This window comes from Microbispora sp. ZYX-F-249 (assembly GCF_039649665.1).
In the GTDB taxonomy this organism is placed as follows: Bacteria; Actinomycetota; Actinomycetes; order Streptosporangiales; family Streptosporangiaceae; genus Microbispora; species Microbispora maris.
The window spans coordinates 146,351-163,237 of record NZ_JBDJAW010000012.1; the positions used below are offsets into that span (position 1 = coordinate 146,351).

General features: G+C 73.4%; 18 protein-coding genes. 11 read left to right on the top strand and 7 right to left on the bottom strand.

The genetic code is table 11. The features are described 5' to 3' along the window. Positions 1–23: 23 nt before the first annotated feature. Positions 24–1,229, bottom strand: coding sequence for a cytochrome P450 (locus AAH991_RS16935; protein WP_346226844.1), 1,206 nt, complete (start codon positions 1,227–1,229; stop codon positions 24–26). Positions 1,230–1,332: 103 nt separating this feature from the next. Here AAH991_RS16935 and AAH991_RS16940 point away from each other — a divergent pair, with 103 nt between their 5' ends. Next, complete coding sequence (locus tag AAH991_RS16940; protein ID WP_346226788.1) at positions 1,333–2,403, top strand: TetR/AcrR family transcriptional regulator; 1,071 nt, start codon at positions 1,333–1,335, stop codon at positions 2,401–2,403. A 121-nt stretch (positions 2,404–2,524) separates the two neighbouring features. Further along, the gene (locus AAH991_RS16945; RefSeq protein ID WP_346226789.1) at positions 2,525–3,511 is read left to right on the top strand and encodes a radical SAM protein; all 987 of its coding nucleotides are present in this window, start codon (positions 2,525–2,527) and stop codon (positions 3,509–3,511) included. A gap of 94 nt (positions 3,512–3,605) precedes the next feature. Here the strand turns inward: AAH991_RS16945 and AAH991_RS16950 are convergent, their stop codons facing one another. After that, the gene (locus AAH991_RS16950; RefSeq protein ID WP_346226790.1) at positions 3,606–4,250 is read right to left on the bottom strand and encodes a TetR family transcriptional regulator; all 645 of its coding nucleotides are present in this window, start codon (positions 4,248–4,250) and stop codon (positions 3,606–3,608) included. Between the two features lie 165 nt (positions 4,251–4,415). Between AAH991_RS16950 and AAH991_RS16955 the strand changes: the two genes are divergently transcribed. From AAH991_RS16955 to AAH991_RS16965, 3 genes are read left to right on the top strand one after another with little or no spacing between them, the layout of a single operon-like run. Then, on the top strand, positions 4,416–5,318 hold the full coding sequence (locus AAH991_RS16955) for a sigma-70 family RNA polymerase sigma factor (RefSeq protein ID WP_346226791.1): 903 nt from the start codon (positions 4,416–4,418) through the stop codon (positions 5,316–5,318). Positions 5,319–5,342: 24 nt separating this feature from the next. Continuing rightward, complete coding sequence (locus AAH991_RS16960; RefSeq protein WP_346226792.1) at positions 5,343–5,999, top strand: CatB-related O-acetyltransferase; 657 nt, start codon at positions 5,343–5,345, stop codon at positions 5,997–5,999. 5 nt (positions 6,000–6,004) lie between these two features. Further along, positions 6,005–6,895, top strand: coding sequence for a Vgb family protein (locus AAH991_RS16965; protein ID WP_346226793.1), 891 nt, complete (start codon positions 6,005–6,007; stop codon positions 6,893–6,895). 17 nt (positions 6,896–6,912) lie between these two features. Here the strand turns inward: AAH991_RS16965 and AAH991_RS16970 are convergent, their stop codons facing one another. Beyond that, positions 6,913–7,872, bottom strand: a complete 960-nt coding sequence (locus AAH991_RS16970; RefSeq protein WP_346226795.1) for a helix-turn-helix transcriptional regulator — start codon at positions 7,870–7,872, stop codon at positions 6,913–6,915. Positions 7,873–7,934: 62 nt separating this feature from the next. Here AAH991_RS16970 and AAH991_RS16975 point away from each other — a divergent pair, with 62 nt between their 5' ends. The 3 genes from AAH991_RS16975 (at position 7,935) to AAH991_RS16985 (ending at position 10,899) form a co-directional block, all read left to right on the top strand. Then, positions 7,935–9,083, top strand: coding sequence for an epoxide hydrolase family protein (locus AAH991_RS16975; protein WP_346226796.1), 1,149 nt, complete (start codon positions 7,935–7,937; stop codon positions 9,081–9,083). A gap of 143 nt (positions 9,084–9,226) precedes the next feature. After that, complete coding sequence (locus AAH991_RS16980) at positions 9,227–9,988, top strand: phytanoyl-CoA dioxygenase family protein (protein WP_346226797.1); 762 nt, start codon at positions 9,227–9,229, stop codon at positions 9,986–9,988. 215 nt (positions 9,989–10,203) lie between these two features. Further along, positions 10,204–10,899, top strand: coding sequence for a GNAT family N-acetyltransferase (locus AAH991_RS16985; RefSeq protein WP_346226798.1), 696 nt, complete (start codon positions 10,204–10,206; stop codon positions 10,897–10,899). A gap of 52 nt (positions 10,900–10,951) precedes the next feature. Here AAH991_RS16985 and AAH991_RS16990 read toward each other — a convergent pair whose 3' ends face one another. Further along, the gene (locus AAH991_RS16990) at positions 10,952–11,389 is read right to left on the bottom strand and encodes a helix-turn-helix domain-containing protein (protein WP_346226799.1); all 438 of its coding nucleotides are present in this window, start codon (positions 11,387–11,389) and stop codon (positions 10,952–10,954) included. Between the two features lie 130 nt (positions 11,390–11,519). On the opposite strand from AAH991_RS16990, the gene AAH991_RS16995 reads away from it, so the two are divergent. Further along, positions 11,520–11,699 carry a hypothetical protein gene (locus AAH991_RS16995; RefSeq protein ID WP_142623945.1) on the top strand — a complete coding sequence of 60 codons (180 nt, stop codon included), beginning with the start codon at positions 11,520–11,522 and terminating at the stop codon, positions 11,697–11,699. 44 nt (positions 11,700–11,743) lie between these two features. Continuing rightward, entirely contained in the window at positions 11,744–12,166 is a 423-nt protein-coding gene (locus tag AAH991_RS17000) for an AQJ64_40280 family protein (RefSeq protein WP_346226800.1), read from the top strand. Positions 12,167–12,216: 50 nt separating this feature from the next. Here AAH991_RS17000 and AAH991_RS17005 read toward each other — a convergent pair whose 3' ends face one another. The 3 genes from AAH991_RS17005 to AAH991_RS17015 form a co-directional block, all read right to left on the bottom strand. After that, positions 12,217–13,383 carry a L,D-transpeptidase gene (locus tag AAH991_RS17005; protein WP_346226801.1) on the bottom strand — a complete coding sequence of 389 codons (1,167 nt, stop codon included), beginning with the start codon at positions 13,381–13,383 and terminating at the stop codon, positions 12,217–12,219. Positions 13,384–13,573: 190 nt separating this feature from the next. Continuing rightward, on the bottom strand, positions 13,574–14,383 hold the full coding sequence (locus AAH991_RS17010) for an isocitrate lyase/PEP mutase family protein (RefSeq protein ID WP_346226802.1): 810 nt from the start codon (positions 14,381–14,383) through the stop codon (positions 13,574–13,576). After that, positions 14,380–15,465, bottom strand: coding sequence for a cytochrome P450 (locus tag AAH991_RS17015; protein ID WP_346226803.1), 1,086 nt, complete (start codon positions 15,463–15,465; stop codon positions 14,380–14,382). The genes AAH991_RS17010 and AAH991_RS17015 overlap by 4 nt, the downstream gene beginning before the upstream one ends. A 315-nt stretch (positions 15,466–15,780) precedes the next feature. On the opposite strand from AAH991_RS17015, the gene AAH991_RS17020 reads away from it, so the two are divergent. Next, the gene (locus AAH991_RS17020; protein WP_346226804.1) at positions 15,781–16,875 is read left to right on the top strand and encodes a hypothetical protein; all 1,095 of its coding nucleotides are present in this window, start codon (positions 15,781–15,783) and stop codon (positions 16,873–16,875) included. The last annotated feature ends 12 nt before the right edge of the window (positions 16,876–16,887 follow it).

The window sequence follows — 16,887 nt, forward strand, 5'->3', positions numbered from 1 at the left end:
GGACGCCGGGCCGGGGACGCCGGTCACAGGGTCACCGGCAGCGCGGTCAGCCGCCATGTGCCGGGGTCGGGGGCGCGCAGTTCGTCGATCGGGGCGGCCGGGGCCAGGCCGGGGAAGCGGCGCAGCAGCGCGGTGATCGCGGCCTGGGTCTGCACGCGGGCGAGGGAGGCGCCCAGGCAGAAGTGCGGCCCGTGGGCGAACCCCAGGTGGCCCGCGCCGGGCGAGCGGGTCACGTCCAGCCGGTCGGGGTCGTCGAACACCCGGGGGTCGCGGTTGGCCGCGGCGATCAGGGCGGTGACCTTCGCGCCCTCCGGCACGGTCACGCCGTACAGCTCGACGTCCCGACGGGCGTGGCGCGGGATCGCCAGCAGCGTGGGACCACACCAGCGGATCAGCTCCTCGACGGCGGCCGGCGCCAGCGCGGGATCGGCGCGCAGGGCGGCCGACTGGGCGGGGTGGGACAGCAGGGCGGCCACGGCGTTGGCGATCAGCGTGGTCGGCGTCTGCCCGGCGAGGACCAGGTGCCAGACCAGCGTGACGATCTCGGTGTCGCTCAGCCGGTCCCCGCCCTCGGCCCCGTCCTCGCCGTGGGCGCGGACGAGGTCGGCCAGCACGCCTCCGCACGCGTCCGGCTCGGCGCGTGCCGCGGCGACGGCGGCCTTGGCGCCGGCGATGATGCCGGGGATGGCCCGGGCGAAGTCCCCGCCCGCTCCGGCGGCGACGGTGGCGCCCCATTCGCGCCAGTGCGGGCGGTCCCGTTCGGGGATGCCGACCAGGGCGCAGATGACGTCCATCGGCAGCGGCCGGGCGAAGTGGCGCAGCAGGTCGGCCTGCCCGCCTTCGGCGTGCGCGGGCAGGTCGTCGAGCAGGGCGCCGACGATGGCGTCGATCCGGGGCCGGAACTCCGCCGCGCGGCGGGGGGTGAAGGCCGGGGCGGCCAGTCTGCGCAGCCGGGCGTGCTCGGGGCCGTGCATCTCGCTCATGGTCCGCATGTACGGCAGGCAGTCGCCGGGGACCGGCGGGCGCATGAAGCTGTCGGCGGTGAGGGCGAAACGGGCGTCGCCGAGCATCGCCCGCGCGCCGTCGTGCCTGGTCAGCGCCCATATGGGGCCGAGGCCGGGGATGAGCAGCCGCGCGAGCGGCGCGGCCTCCCGCGCCCGTCCGTACGCGGTGAAGGGGTCGCGCAGGACCTCGGGATCGGTGAGGTCCACCTCGGGCAGGGAAATCACGGGCAACTCCAGATGTTAATCCCAGATGTTCATGTCATCTGGATGGCGACGGTATCTTGGGCCTCGCCGTACGGCAAGCGGGCGTACACGGACGAGGAGATCGATGGAACGCCTCACGAGGGCCGAGCTTCAGGCGCGCAACCGGGCCAGGGTGCTGGCCGCCGCCCGGGAGGAGTTCGCCGAGCGGGGGTTCCGCGACGCCAAGGTCGACGCGATCGCCGACCGGGCGGGACTCACCCGTGGCGCGGTCTACTCCAACTTCCCCGGCAAGCGGGCCCTGTACTTCTCGGTGCTGGCCGATCTGGCCGAGCGGGAGGCCGCCGTAGCCACCGTGGACGGGGCGGTGTCCGGAGCGGGCACGGCCCGGGAGGCGCTCGCGGCGTTCGCCCGCGCCTGGGTCGCCCGGCTTCCGCTGGCCACCGAAGGCCCGGCCAGGCTCGGTATGGACCTGATGCCGGAGGTGCTCGCCGACCAGCGGGTGCGCCGGCCGTTCGCGCAGCTGATGAAGCTGAACGCGATCGTGCTCGGGCTCGCGCTCGAGGGTCTGTGCGGGCCCGGGCGGCGTCTGGTGCGGGTCGCGGAGACGGCCCTGACCACCCTGTACGGCGCGAGCCAGATGGCCGACGCGGCGCCCGGGTTCTCCGAGCCGTTCGACGTCGTCGCGGCGTGCGCCGCCCTGGCGGACCTGGACCTCGGCGACCGGTGGGACGCCCCCCATCTGCCGTTCGTCCCCCGCGCGCGGCCCGGTGACGGGCCGTGGTCGCCGCCGCCCGCGGTGGACGCGCTGGGTGGCGGGCCGGCCCCGCTCGCCCGCGACGGCGTGGTGGCGGTCCTCGGGCTGCACCGCCTGGGGGCCGTGGAGGAGGCGGTGCGGGCCACGCCGCCCGCCGGCGAGGTCACCGTGGTCCTGGTCACCGGCGACCCCGGCGAGCTGGGGCCGCTGGCCCGGCTCACCCTCGCCGAGCTGCGTTTCTGCCTGCGCCGCGCGTTACCCGCGCCGGCCTGGCCGCGCCTGCGCGTGGTGCACGACGAGGAGGGGGCCGTCGCGGCGGCGGCCGGGGTGACCGCCGTGAGCGACGGGACCGAGGCGGCCGTGCGGGTGCGGTCGGGCCGCGTGGTCGCCCGCGCGGACGGGTACGGCGCCTGTCACGCCGCCGCCTCCGCCGAACCCTGACCGCGCGGGCGCGGACACTTGGCGCGACGGTCGAATGCGTGTTCTACTGAACCTCATGCGTCGCGACGCCACTACCCGTGCGGGGGACCAGAGCCCGGCGCGGCCCCGAGCGCATGAGACGGTGCAGGAGCCGCTCGTCGGTGCGGGCGGTGAGGCGGCCGCGGCCCGCCCGCGCATCGAACGGCAGGCCGTCACCCGCGTCTTCGACGGCATCACCTGCTACGAGGTGCCGGCCCGCGCGGCGCTGGAGCGGGTGCCCGAGGCCGCCGAGCTGCCCTTCGCGTGGGGCGCGAGCCCCTATCGCGGCTGCGAGGCGGGCTGCGGCTACTGCACCGCCCGCCGCGGTCACCGCTACCTGGGCCTGGACCCCGGCACCGACTTCGCCACGAAGATCGTGGTCAAGACCGACCTGGCCCGCCGCCTGCGGCGCGAGCTCGCCTCCCCCCGCTGGGGCGGCGATCCGGTCGCGCTGGGCCTCACCGGCGACTGCTACCAGCCGGCCGAGGAGATCTACCGCCTGATGCCCGGTGTCATCCGGGCCCTCGCCGACGCGGCCAACCCGTTCACCGTGCTCACCAAGAGCCCCCTGGTCCTGCGCGACCTGGACCTGTTACGCGACGTCGCGAAGGTGACCCAGGTCGGCGCCCTGGTGTCGGTCGGGTTCGTCGACGATCGCGTGCGGCGCGCCGTCGAGCCGGGCGCCGCGACTCCGCAGCGGCGCCTGGAGATCTGCGCCGCGCTGAACGAGGCAGGCATTCCCTGCGGCGTGCTGATGGCCCCGATCCTGCCGCTCATCACCGACTCCACCGACCACCTGCTGGCGACCGTACGGCGGGCGGCCGAGGCGGGCGCGGTCAGCGTCACGCCCATCGTGCTGCGCCTGCCGGCGGGGGCCCGGGAGTGGTACCTGCGGTGGCTGGAGCGCGAGCACCCCGGTCTCGTGCCGCGTTACCAGGCGCTGTACGGCAGGGGCCAGGTCGCCGAGGAGGGTTACCGCCTGCGGATCGCCGAGCAGGTGCGGGCCCTCGCCGAGACCTACGGCATCGGCAGGGACGCCCGGCGCTGGCGGCGGCGGCGCTCTCCCGCCCGCCAGCTCGCCCTCGTCTGAATCCTCGGGCGACCCGAGCCGTCGCCGGTCCCGTACCGCCCGGGCCCTGGGAAGGCCGGGCCGTGACAGGCCGGACCATGACAGGCCGGGCCGTTCAGGCGGTGGGGCGGACGGCATAGCCGCCGAGGGAGGGTTCCAGGAGGCCGAAGGCGGCGTCGATGTAGCCGGTGAGAGCCGTCTCGATCTCCGCGTCGTCCTGGCCCGCGATGGCGCGGCGGAGCGTCTCGTCGAACAGCAGCCGGTGGACGCCGCCGAGCTGGGCGGCGGCCACCCGGGGCAGGATGTCGCCGGGCCCGGCGCCGGTCTCGGCGGCCAGCGCGTCGGCCAGGGCCTTCTCGCGCTCGTCGTGGAACTCCCGCAGCCGGGCCGTGAGGGCCGGGCTAGCGGCGATCATCCGGGCGAACGCGGCACCGGAGAAGCCGATGACCGGGTCGTGCCCGGCGACCGCGGCGAGGTAGGCGCGCCGGAGTGCGGCCAGGGCGGATTCGCCGGGCGCCCTGTCGCGGACGGTCCGGGCCAGGGACCGCACGAAGTCCTCGCTCAGGTCGAAGACCAGATCCTCCTTGCGCGGGAAGTAGTTGGTGACCGTCATCTTGGCCACCTGTGCCGCCTGCGCCACTTCGGCGATCGTCACCTTGTCGAAGCCGCGCTCCAGGAACAGCCGGGTGGCCTCGTGGGAGATCTTCTCCCTGGTCTGCCGCTTCTTCAGCGCTCTGAGGCCGGTCTTCTCCGTGTCCATGTGCCCACCTTACATGGAATCGACCTAAAATTAGAGTTGACATGATTGTAGGTTGGACATAAGTTCTGACCTACCCGCGATCCGGGCTCGTGCGACACCGAAGGGACCCCGCTTTTGACCACTGCCGCGCTCCCCGCCAGCCCCGCCCGCCATCCGAAGGGAGCCGTGGACATCGACCCGGTCAAGGAGTATCTCCGGCAGATCGGGCGCACCCCGCTGCTCACCGCCGCGCAGGAGGTGGAGCTGGGCGCGCGCATCGAGGCCGGCCGGCTCGCCGCGGAGCGGCTGGCCGCCGATCCCGGCGGCCAGGCCGAACGGTGCGAGCTGGAGCGGCTGGCCGCCGACGGCCGCCGCGCCAGGGATCACATGGTCGAGGCCAACCTGCGGCTGGTCGTGTCGATCGCCGGACGCTACGCCGCCAGGGGCGGGCTGCCGCTGCTGGACCTGGTGCAGGAGGGCACCATCGGCATGATGCGCGCGGTGGAGAAGTTCGACCACCGGCGCGGACTGAAGTTCTCCACCTACGCCACCTGGTGGATCAAGCAGGCGATCGGCCGCGCGCTCGCCGACCAGAGCCGGACGGTGCGCCTCCCCGCACACGTGGTCGAGGATCTCAACCGGGTCCTGCGTGCCCGGCACGTGCTTCAGCGAAACCTGGGCCGCGCGGCCACCCCCGTGGAGCTCGCGGCCGAGCTCGGCCTGACACCCGAGAAGGTCGAGCAGTTGCTGCGGCATGCCCGCGAGCCGATCTCGCTGCACACCCCCGTGGGCGACGACGGCGCCGAGCTGAGCGACCTTCTCGCCGACGACGCGCCCGGTCCCGCGGCCGAGGTGGCCGCTTCCTCACTCCGCCGTGACCTGGAGGCGGTGCTGGCGACGCTGAGCGAGCGGGAGGCGGCCGTCATCACTCAGCGGTACGGCCTGGCCGACGACAGGCCGCGGACCCTGGACGAGATCGGCCGGACGTTCGGGGTGACCCGGGAACGCGTCCGCCAGATCGAGGCCAAGGGCATGCGCAAGCTGCGCGAGCCGGCCCGCGCCCGCGCCCTGGCCGGCCTCCTCGCCTGACCTCCCCCTCGAAAGGACTCCTCTGTGACACCCGACCCCAAGACCGTGCATCCGCTGCCCGCCCACGAGCGGGTGGTCTTCCTCAAACCGCTGGTCAGCTCGCCGGCCATCGAGGTGGGTGAGTACACCTACTACGACGACCCCGACGGCGCGACCGAATTCGAGCACCGCAACGTGCTGTACGCCTACGGGCCGGAGCGGCTGATCATCGGCAGGTACTGCGCCATCGCCTGCGGCACCCGGTTCCTGATGGCCGGCGCCGACCACCCGGCGATGGGCGTGTCCACCTTCCCGTTCACCATGTTCGGCGGCGAGTGGACCGAACGCACCCTCGACATCGTCACCGGCATGCCCAGCCGCGGCGACACGGTTATCGGCAACGACGTCTGGTTCGGCTACCAGGCCACGGTCATGCCCGGGGTGACCATCGGCGACGGCGCGATCATCGCCACCGGCGCCGTGGTCACCGCCGACGTCCCGCCCTACACCATCGTCGGCGGCAACCCGGCCAGGCCCATCCGCCGCCGCTTCGCCGACGACGACATCGAACGACTGCTGCGGGCCGCCTGGTGGGACTGGCCCGTCGAGCTGGTGACCGAGCACGCCCGCGTCATCATGGCCGGCACCCCCGCCGACATCGCCCGCATCGCCGCCGAGCACGGACTGGAGAAGAGCCTTTGACCCACGTGACGATCACGGAGCACGCCGTGGCCGGCCCCGACGCCGGGCCGTACGCGATCACGACGGGGCCGGACGGCGCGCTGTGGTTCACCATGGTCCACAGCAGCCGGATCGGCCGGCTGATCCCCGGTTCCGAGCCGGCGAGCCACGAACTCGGCCCCGGCCGCGGGCCGACGATCATCGTCCCCGGCCCGGACGGCGCGCTGTGGTTCACCGAATACCAGGCACATCGGATCGGGAGGATCACCACCGGCGGCGTCGTCGACGAGTTCGCCCTGCCCACGCCCGGCTGCGGTCCGTTCGGCATCGCCCCGGGACCGGACGGCGCGCTGTGGTTCACCGAGACCGCGGCCGACCGCATCGGCCGCATCACCCCCGACGGGCAGGTGACCGAGTTCCCGCTGCCGGTCGCCGGCGGATTTCCCTCCGCCATCGCCGCCGGGGGCGACGGCGGGTTGTGGTTCACCCTGAACCAGGCCGGAGCCCTCGGACGGATCGGCACGGACGGCGCGATCAGCCTCCACGCGCTGCCGACCAAGGACGCCGCGCCGGTGGGGATCGCCGCCGGCCAGGACGGCGCCCTCTGGTTCGTGGAGATCGCCGCGGGCCAGATCGGCCGGATCACCCCCGACGGCCGCATCACCGAGTTCCCGCTGCCCGATCGGACGGCCCGGCCGCACGCCGTCACCACCGACGCCGGCGGCGTCCCGTGGTTCACCGAATGGGGCACGGGCCGCGTCGGCGCCGTCGCCGCCGACGGCACCATCGAGGTGTACGGCCTGCCCACCCCCGGGTGCGAGCCCCACGGCATCACCCTCGGCCCGGACGGCGCGCTGTGGACGGCACTGGAGATCGGCGCGCTGGCCCGCATCGCCCCGGCCCACGGCCGGACCTGAAAGGACGCCCGGGCCCGTCACCTTCGGCGCCGTCCGGCCGCCCGGGCGAAGCGGGCCGACAGCGTGCGCAGGTGGCGGGCGAGTTCCGGCGGCGACTCGACGTCGAAGTCGACCCCGAGCGTGCCCACCGCGAGCGCGACCAGCTCGAGTGAGTCGGAGGCCAGTTCCAGCACGCAGGTGTCGTCGTCGACGGGAGTGACGATCCCGTCGACGCGCCCGGCGACCCGGGAGGCGGGCGCGTACACCCGCAGCCGCGAGCGATACGGCCAGATCTCGTGGCCGATCGATCTGCGCAGGTAGGCCGCCACGTCGCCGCCGGGTGGATCACGATGGGCGAAGCGGGGCCCGTTGGGCGTGCGCAGCGAGATCCGGTCGGCCCGGAAGGTGCGCCAGCCGGCCCGGTCGGCGTCCCAGGCGACCAGGTACCACCTGCGGCCCCAGGCGACCAGGCGGTGGGGTTCGGCGATCCGGGTGGACCGGCCCCCGTGGTGGCCGGCGTAGTCGAAGCGGAGCGTCTCGGCGGCGCGGATCGCGGCGGAGATCGCGGTGAGGACGGCCGCGTCCACCGTGGGCCCGCCGCGCGGCGGGATCGCGACCATGGCCTCTTCCAGGGTCTGGACCCGGTGGCGCAGCCGGGACGGCAGGACGTGCTCGACCTTGGTCAGCGCGCGCAGCGCGGCTTCCTCGATCCCGCTGACGCCGCTCGCGGCGCCGGTGCGCAGCCCGACGGTCACCGCCACCGCCTCCTCGTCGTCCAGCAGCAGCGGAGGCAGCGAGGCGCCGGCTCCGAGCCGGTAGCCACCGGCCGGGCCCAAGGCGGCGTGGACCGGATAACCCAGCTCGCGCAGCCTTCCCACGTCGCGCCGCACCGTACGGGTCGTGACGTTCAGGCGTTCGGCGAGCTCGGCGCCCGGCCAGTCGCGGCGCGACTGCAGCAACGACAACATCCGGAGCAGACGGGCGGAAGTGTCCGACATCCGTCCATATTTACCTGAGTGCAGGACCGCGGCTGTCCTCCATAGGCGCAACGCTTGCGGCCATGAGCACACCGGAACCCTTCCGCGTCGACATCCCGCAGACCGACCTCGACGACCTGGCCGCCCGCCTGGCCCGCACCCGCTGGCCCGACGAGCTTCCCGGCGTCGGCTGGTCGTACGGGGTGAACAAGGACTACCTCATGGAGCTGGCCGGCCACTGGCGCACCGGCTACGACTGGCGCGCGCACGAGGCCCGCCTCAACGAGGTCCCGCAGTTCACCACCGAGATCGACGGCCAAACCATCCATTTCCTGCACGTCCGCTCCCCCGAGCCCGACGCCACACCGCTCATCGTCACGCATGGGTGGCCGAGCACGGTGTACGACTTCCTGGACATCCTCGGGCCGCTGACCGACCCGCGGGCGTACGGCGGAGACCCGGCCGACGCCTTCCACGTCGTCGCGCCCTCGGTGCCGGGCTTCGCGTTCTCCGGTCCGACCCGCGAGACCGGCTGGGGCGTCGGCCGCGTCGCGCGGGCCTGGGCCGAGCTCATGCGCCGCCTGGGATACGACCGGTACGGCGCCCAGGGGGGCGACTTCGGCAGCATCGTCTCCCCCGAGCTCGGCCGGATCGCACCGGAGCACGTGATCGGCGTGCACGTCAACGCGCTGGTCAACGCCTCGACGGCGACCGGCCCCGGCGTGCTGGACAAGCTGTCCGGTGAGGAACGCGAACAGGCGGAGCGCAACCGGAAATGGTGGTACGCCCACTCCGGCTACGCCACCCAGATGTCCACCCGGCCGCAGACGCTGGCCTACGCGCTCAACGACTCCCCCGCCGGGCAGCTGGCCTGGAACCTGGAATGGTTCGTGGACTGGGACCCCACCCGTACGGAGCGCACCCCCGTCGACCGCGACACCGTCTTGACCAATGTCACGATCTTCTGGCTGACCGCGACCGCGGGATCGGCCGCGCGGCTGTACTTCGAGAGCGCGTCGGAGGCCTGGGGCCGGCGGCCGGCGCCCTCACCGGTCCCGACGGGAGTGGCGAACTTCCTGGGCGACCGCGCGATCCGCGGGCTGGCGGAGCTGTCGAACACCGTCACGCACTGGTCGCGGTTCCCCCGCGGCGGTCACTTCGCCTCGCTGCAGGCGCCCGACCTGCTGGTCACCGACATCCGGGACTTCTTCCGGAGCCTGCGGGCCCGGTAGCCGGAGGGGCCTCCGGGGGAGCGGGAGGTCGCCCGCCTCGTCGCCGCGCTCGACGCGGCCCGCCGCCTGCCGGACCCCGGCGGGTCAGGCACCGAGGGGTAAATAGGTCGACGTCGGGCGCGGAAGGTCGCTACCGTCCCGCCATGGCTGCGTTCAGCGAGACCGACCTCGACCGCTTCGTCTCCGACGGGTTCCTCAAGGTGGAAGAGGCCTTCCCCCGCCAGACCGGGGACCGGATCAGGCAGCAGCTGTGGCGGCAGATCGGGTTGTCCCCCGACCGGCCGGAAGACTGGAGGCGGCCGGTGGTGTGGGCGGCCCCCGACCCGACGGGGCAGGGCCCGTCCGGGGAGGCGATGCGAAGCCCGCGCCTCGCCGAGGCGCTGGACCTGATCGCCGGCAAGGGCGGCTGGGAGCCGCGCGGCACCATCGGCAACACGCCGGTCCGCTTCCCGCACCCCTCCGACGCCGGGGACACCGGCTGGCACATCGACCAGAACGACCCCGGACCGGCCGGCGCCTGGGGAACGGTCACGCTCAGGTCCCGCACCATGCTCGTGCTGGTCCTGCTGTCGGAGGTCGGCCCCGACGACGCGCCCACCCGCATCAGGGCCGGATCCCACCTCGACACCGCCCGCGTGCTGGAGCCGCACGGCGAGCAGGGGCTGGAGTTCTTCGCCTCCGGCCCGCTGCTGGACGAGGCGAGCGCGCACCGCCCCGAGACCTACGCCACGGGACTGCCCGGCGACGTCTACCTGTGCCATCCGCACCTCGTCCACGCCGCCCAGCCTCACCACGGGACGCGGCCGCGTTTCATGTCCCAGATCCCGTTCTTCCTGACCGATCCGCTGGCCCCCGGCGACGCCACACCCCTCGCGCGGGCCGTACGGCTCGGCCTCGGCGGCTGAGCGGAGCGGGGCCGGGCCGGCAAGCTCTCCCTCCGGCCACACCCGGCGTCGCATTCGCTGCCGGAGCCGGCAGCCGCCGCTCGGCCGTACCCTGAACGCCGGGGAAAGCGTCGTTCTGTGCTGCCCGGCCGTCGGCCGGGACGACAGCGGGCGTGCCCGGCCGCCCGCCGTCGACTGAGCACGACACGAGACGAAACGAGAGGTGCAGCACGACCGTGGACCGCGACGCCGTCGTACTGGACGACCCGGTGGGCGAATCGCTGCGCGGTCACCACGCGCATCTCGCCCGACGGCTCGGCGGGGCCGCCACTTACCTGCCGGAGGTCGCGACCTTCTCCACGGTCACGGCAGACCCGCGTGCGGAGGAATGGGCCGACCTCGCCCGGCTGCTCGGCCGGGGGGAGCTCGCCGACATGTTCAGCTCCCCGGCCTCGCCGCCGCGGGACTGGGAGCCGGTCTTCGTGCTGGAAGGCCGCCAGATGGTCTGGCCCGGCGGCCGGCCCGACCACCCCGGCGCCGACGACCTCGAAGTGGTCGAGCTGGGCGCAGGCAGCGTGCCCGAGATGCTCGGCCTCGTCGCGCGGACCCGGCCGGGGCCGTTCTGGCCGCGCACCCGCGAACTCGGCACCTACCTCGGCGTCCGCGAGAACGGGACGCTGGTGGCGATGGCGGGCGAGCGGCTCCGGCCACCGGGCTGGACCGAGATCAGCGCCGTCTGCACCGCCCCCGAGGCGCGCGGGCGAGGGCTCGCCGCCCGCCTGGTCAGCGCGCTCGTCGCGCGTGTCGTGGCCCGCAACGATCGGCCGTTCCTGCACGTGGCCGAGGCGAACACCGGCGCGATCGCCCTCTACGAGCGGCTCGGATTCGACACCCGAAGGCCCGTGACGTTCCGGGGGTTCCGCACGCCGTGACGGCCTGCGGGTGAGGCCTCGGCCGCGCGCCACGGACCCGCCGGGCGGGCGGTCAGGCGGGCTCCCCCACCAGCGTGGTGACGAGCCGGAACACCTCGGTGGTGTCGGCCACGCCGCCCACGATGATGATCTTCAGACTCGCCCGCTCCTCGTCGTAGACGGTCTCGACGCGCAGGGGGCGGTCGGCGGGGGAACGGCTCGCGGTGGCCGCCATCAGCATGTTGCCCAGGGTCGTCATCTCGTCGGGGGCGATGGCGTCGATCTGGACGATGCTCGAGGCCTCGACGTGACGGCGCCGCCGGGCGGTCTCGGCGGCCGGCGGCTCGGCCGGATGGCCCAGGAACGCCTCCAGGTCCTCGCGGGCGATGCGGTACTGCTTGCCGATGCGCACCGCCTTCAGCCGCCCGTCGCGCACGTAGTTGCGCACGGTCTTCACGTGCAGGCCCAGCAGGTTCGCCACCTGCTCCACCGAGTACGGCTGCTGCGGCATCCCACTCCCCTCCGTCCGGCTCCCCCACGTACCCTATCCAGCTGTCCGAAGAGGCAGGTTGGGGAGTTCTGAGGGCATGAGCGGCCAAGGTCGCGAGCGGGACCGGCGACCCGGGAGGTAGTCTGCGTTCATGTTCCACCGCAAACCCATCGAAGAGCGCATCGCCGAGCGTGTCGCCAAGCGCCCTCCGCTCAAGGAGGGCAAGCACTTCGAGCACCGCCCCGCGCTGATCGTGTTCTGCGTGGTCATCGCGCTCGTCGCGCTGAAGATCGTGGGCGCCTTCGCTCTCATGAAGTGGGGCGTCCAGTAGGACGCCGCCGCACTGGCCGTACCCGACGAAGGATCGGAGCTGGGATGGACATGCGCACGGAGGTCGAGTGGGTGGACTCGCGGGAGAGGCTGCCGCAGGAGGGAATGCCCGTGGCCGCCGCGATCGCGGGCCGTTTCGCGTCCGGCGACGCGGACGAGTGCGATCCGGGCGCCGGACAGGACTTCTGGCTGGTGCGGCCGATGTACTTCACCACCCGTCACATCGGTGAGGACGGGCGTGAGTACCGCGACTGCTTCGTCGACTCTGACGGCATCGTCCGCCCGCCCTACGGCCGGGACCGTGACGACCCGCAGGACCCCGGCGACCCGCAGTACTGTGACGACCCGATCACCCACTGGGCCGAGTTGCCCACCCTGCCGGGCACGACCGTGCACTACCTGATGGGCGAGGAGGCGAGGACCGCTCGCGCGAACGCCTCGGGTGAGGGGATGTCAGCGCGGTCATAGCGCGCTCGCGGACGCCGTCAGCCACGCCCGGCGCCGGCCGGGCGAGCGGATCAGGCCTCCAGGGCGCTGCCCTTCTGCCACTTGCTGAACGGCATCTGCCAGAACCCCCAGCCGTTGTTCCACTCCAGGGCCCGGTCGGTGCCGACGATCTTGACGACGTCGCCCCGGTGGAAGTTGTCGTAGAACCACTTGGCGTCGCTGGGGTGGGCGTTGATGCACCCGTGGCTCACGTTGGCCCGGCCCTGCGAGCCGACCGACCACGGTGCGCCGTGGACGTACTCACCGCTGTTGGAGATGCGGACGGCGTGGTTGACGACCTCCTTGTAGTACCCGGGGTCGCCCTCCTTCTTCCCGGGGGAGATCATCGTGACCGGGTTGCCGCGTTCCATGGTCAGGTGGACGCCGCTGGTGGTGGTGTACTCGCGGGTGGTCGCCTTGCCGGCACTGATCTTCATGGTCTTCACGACCTTGCCGTCGCGCCGGACCACCATCATGTGGGTCCTGGTGCTGACCGAGCTGATCCAGGCCGCGCCGATCTTGATGGTCGTGCTGTGGTCCTCGACGCCGTAGGTGTCCTGCCCGGCTTTCACCCCGGTCAGGTGCGCGGTGAACTTGACCTTCTGGTGCGCGGGCCAGTACTTGGCCGTCCGGTAGATGACGAACTTGTCGTCGATCCACCGCCAGGCGCCCTTGACCGGCTTCTCCGCGTCCACTTCGAGGGCCTGCTCCACGGCGGCCTTGTCCTGCACCGGCGCGTTGAACCTCACCATGATCGGCATTCCGACGCCGACGGTCTCCCCCTTGATGCCGGGGGTGACGTCCACGACCTCCAGCCCGACCTTGGGCTTGAGCGTGGTGAAGCGGCTGGTCGCGGTCGCGGGGCCGCCCTGGCCGGTGGCCTTGGCCGACACCGTGTATCTGCTGGAGGGCTTGAGCGGCTGCTTGGAGGTCCACTTGGTGCGGGTGGCGTCGAACTCGCCCTCGAGCGTCTCGCCGCCCGCCTGGACCGTGACCTCCTCCAGCGCGCCGTTGGCGGCGGTGACGACCACGGTCTTGTCGGGACGCACCTTGGCGCTGCCCGTCGCGGGGCTGATCTTGATGGCGGGAGCCGGGACGGCGGGCGCGGCGCCGTCGCCGGAGCCCCCGGAGCCGCCGCCGGTCGAGCCTGGCGCGTCCGATCCACCGGAACACGCCGACAGAGCCGCGGCCAACGTCACGGCGACTGCGGCGATCGGCCACCTCGAGCGACTACCAGTGCTCAGCACAACTACTACTCCCCCATGAGCGCGAAGGGCACCATAAGACCTTATTCGGGGTTGCCTCTTATGTTGTCATTTTCTCCTGCGCTAAGGTCACATTTCGGTCGCTTCTCCGGTGGAGTCGTCTCTGCTGACGGTAAGGTGCGGGTCAAGACTGATCAAGCACCCAGTCAGCATCCGCCGTGGCGAGGGCCTGCACGTCCGCGTACGACGGGAGGCCGGCGGGGACGTCCCCGCCTCCGGCGACCGCCCGGGCGGTCTCGGCCACCGCGTGCAGGGCGGCCCGCAGCAGCAGCGACCCGGTGCTGATCCGCCTGACGCCGAGCGCACCCAGACCCGCGACCGTGTGGCGGCCGGGCAGGAACAGCACGTTGAGCGGCAGATCGGCCGCGTCCACCAGCGCCCGCACGTCGTCGTCGGCGGCCACCCCGGGAACGAACACGCCGTCGGCCCCGGCCTCGGCGAAGGCCCGCAGCCGGGCGATCGTCGCCCGCAGGTCCCCGGCCCCCAGCCAGTAGGTGTCGGTGCGGGCGTTGACGAACAGCTCCGGCGCCCGCGCCTTGACCGCCGCGATCGTCTCGCACCGCTCGCCGAGGTCCGCCAGCGTGCCGTCCGGCCGGCCGTCCTCGATGTTGACCCCGGCCACGCCCAGGGCGGCCAGGCCGGCGGCGATCTCGGCAACCCCTTCCGGCGTGTCCGCGAAGCCGCCCTCGATGTCCACCGACACCGGGCACGGCAGCCCGGCCAGCCGCGCGGCCAGCGCCAGCGTCTCCGCCGCGGTGTCGCCCGTCGCGTCGGGCTTGCCCGCCGCCGCGGCGACGCCGAGGCTCGTGGTGCCGATCGCGGCGAACCCGGCGGCGGCCAGCACGGCCGCCGAGGCGTGGTCCCAGGCGTTGGGCAGCACCAGGGGGCGCTCGGCGTGATGGAGCGCCCGGAACGTCTCGGCGTGCGTGCTCATCGGTGTCCTTCCGTCGTGTCGGGGTCGTGCAGGCAGAGCCGGGCGGGCACCCGCAGGTTCGGCGACGGCTCGTACGGGAGCTCGGGGTCGGCGAGCCGGTGCCCGGCGGCGGCCTCCAGGATGCCCGCGGCCAGGGCGAGCGCGGCGTCCTGCCCGGGGCAGGGCCTGATCCCGTCGCCGAAGCCCAGGTGCTCGCCACCGATGCGCAGGTGGCCGCCACCGGAGCGCACGTGCCCGCCGCTCCCCTGGCGAGGACGAGCAGGGTCGAAGCGGTGCGGGTCGGGGAAGACCTCGGGGTCCCGGTTGGCCGCCGCGAGGTCCAGCACGAGGACGGCCCCCGCGGGCACGGGGACTCCCCCGGCCATGGCGTCCTCGGCCGCCACCCGGCGCGTGAGCCGTACGGGCGGGTCCCACCGCAGGGTCTCGGCCAGCAGCGCCTCGACCGGCCACCGCAGGGCCAGGTCGGCGGGCATGCGCGTCACCGCGGCGAGGGCGTTGCCCACCAGGCCGGCGGTGGCGTCACAGGCCTGGACCAGCACTCCCGCCACGGCGGCCAGCAGGCCCGGCTCGGGCGCATCCCGTCCGCCGAGCGCGGCCGCCAGCACGGCCACCGCCGCGTCGGCCGCGTCCCCGGCGGGCGGCGCGGCGGAAACGGCGGGGAGGTGGTAGGCGGCGGCCATGGCCCTCACCGCGGCGACGACCTCCTCCCGCCGCTCCTCCGGGACGCCGAGCCGCGTGGCGAGGACCCCGACCGGGACGCGGCGGGCGATCGTGGCCATCACGTCGACGGGCGCCCCGCCCGCCAGTTCGGCGCGCGTCCGCTCCCGGGCCTCGCGGCGCAGCCGTACGGGGTCGAGGGCGTCGAGCAGCCCCAGCACGCGCGCGCGGCGGCGGGCGTGCGCGGCTCCGTTGCTGAACCTGCTGACCGCTCCCCGCAGCCAGGCCATCCCCGGCCCGGAATCGGTCCCGAGCGGCGCGGCGGGGGCGGCCGGGACGAGGAAGCGGGGGTCGGCGAGCACGGCACGCACGTCCGCGTGCCGGGTGAGCCGCCGTTCCCGTACGGCGGGCGGATCTGTCGTCATCGGTGGCCGGGGGCGCGTGGAGGCCGCCCCCTTCACCCCTTCCGTGGTGGATGTCGCCTCCCGGGCAGGCTAGGGCCGTGATCCTTCGGCTCCGGTCGAACGATGAACGTTTCACGCCTAAATGTGCGATGTGCGGCGTGTGGACCTTTGGGCCTTCTCAAAGATCGGTCCGCGGGTTATCACAGGGCGGGAGGGCCATCGTGATCCCCTCGTCCTCCTAGAACGTTCCACGGCTTCACGACCGGGCACCACTCGCCGGCCACCCGGCGTCGACATCTCGTACGCCCACTGGGCACCACCGCGATGGAGGACGGCATGCGCCTGTTACGTACCGTGTTCACCCGATTACTTTTACTCTGTGCGATGGTCGCCGGGGGCGCCGCCGCCGGGGCGGGGGCCGCGAACGCGGCGGTTCCCGACGTCTGGGGATTCGCCTACGTCGACGTCACCTCCGGCGTGCCGAACCTGGCCTACCAGGCGGGTAGCTGGGGGGCCGGGCCGACGGTCAGCGTCACGGCCGGCGGCTCCGGCGAATACTTCGTGCGTTTCCCGAAGATCGGCATCCCCAAGGGCGGGATCGCGCACGTGACCGCCGTCTCGCAGGCGGCCGAGTGGTGCCAGATCGAGAAGTGGGGGCAGTCCGGCTCCGACGAGATCGTGGCGGTGCGGTGCTACCGGTACGGCGGCACCCCCGTCAAGGCGAAGTTCTCGATCGTCTTCGCCAGCAGCAGCGGGGCGCTGGCCTCGGCGACGGAGGCGTACGGCTACCTCTACTGGAACGGCACGTCCATCGCCTCCGACTACAACTCCGCGCTCGGCGTGAACGCCGTCTTCCCCAACGCGACCGGCGACTGGACGGTCTGGCTGCCCGGGCTCGGCTCCGCCGTACAGGCGGGCAACATCCAGGTCACCGCGGTCGACTCGAGCAAGCCGGCGCGGTGCAAGGTGGGCGCCTGGAGTTGGGCGCCGTCGGGGCAGAAGATCCAGGTGCTGTGCCACGACGTGGCCGACAAGCCGTACGACACCGGCTGGACCCTCACCTACCAGCGTGAGCGGGCGGTCACCGGGGCGTACGCGCCGCCCAAGCTGTTCGCCTACACCTTCGACAACGTCCCGGCCAACCCCGGCCCGTACGCGCCCGCCCCCGCGGGGGTCAACTACAACTCACAGGGCGGGATCAACACGGTGCGGACGGCCGGGACCGGCATGCGCCTGGCGTTCTTCCCCAAGGTCGGCGTGACGCCCAACAACGTGCAGGTGACGGCATACGGTCCCGGTCCGTATTTCTGCAACCTGCTCACGCTGTGGACGACCTACGGCTCCGACGTCTACGTGCGTGACGTGGTCTGTTACAAGGGCACCACCCAGGTCGACCAGCCGTCGTTCGTGACCTACGTCTCGCAGTACTGACGGCATCCGCCC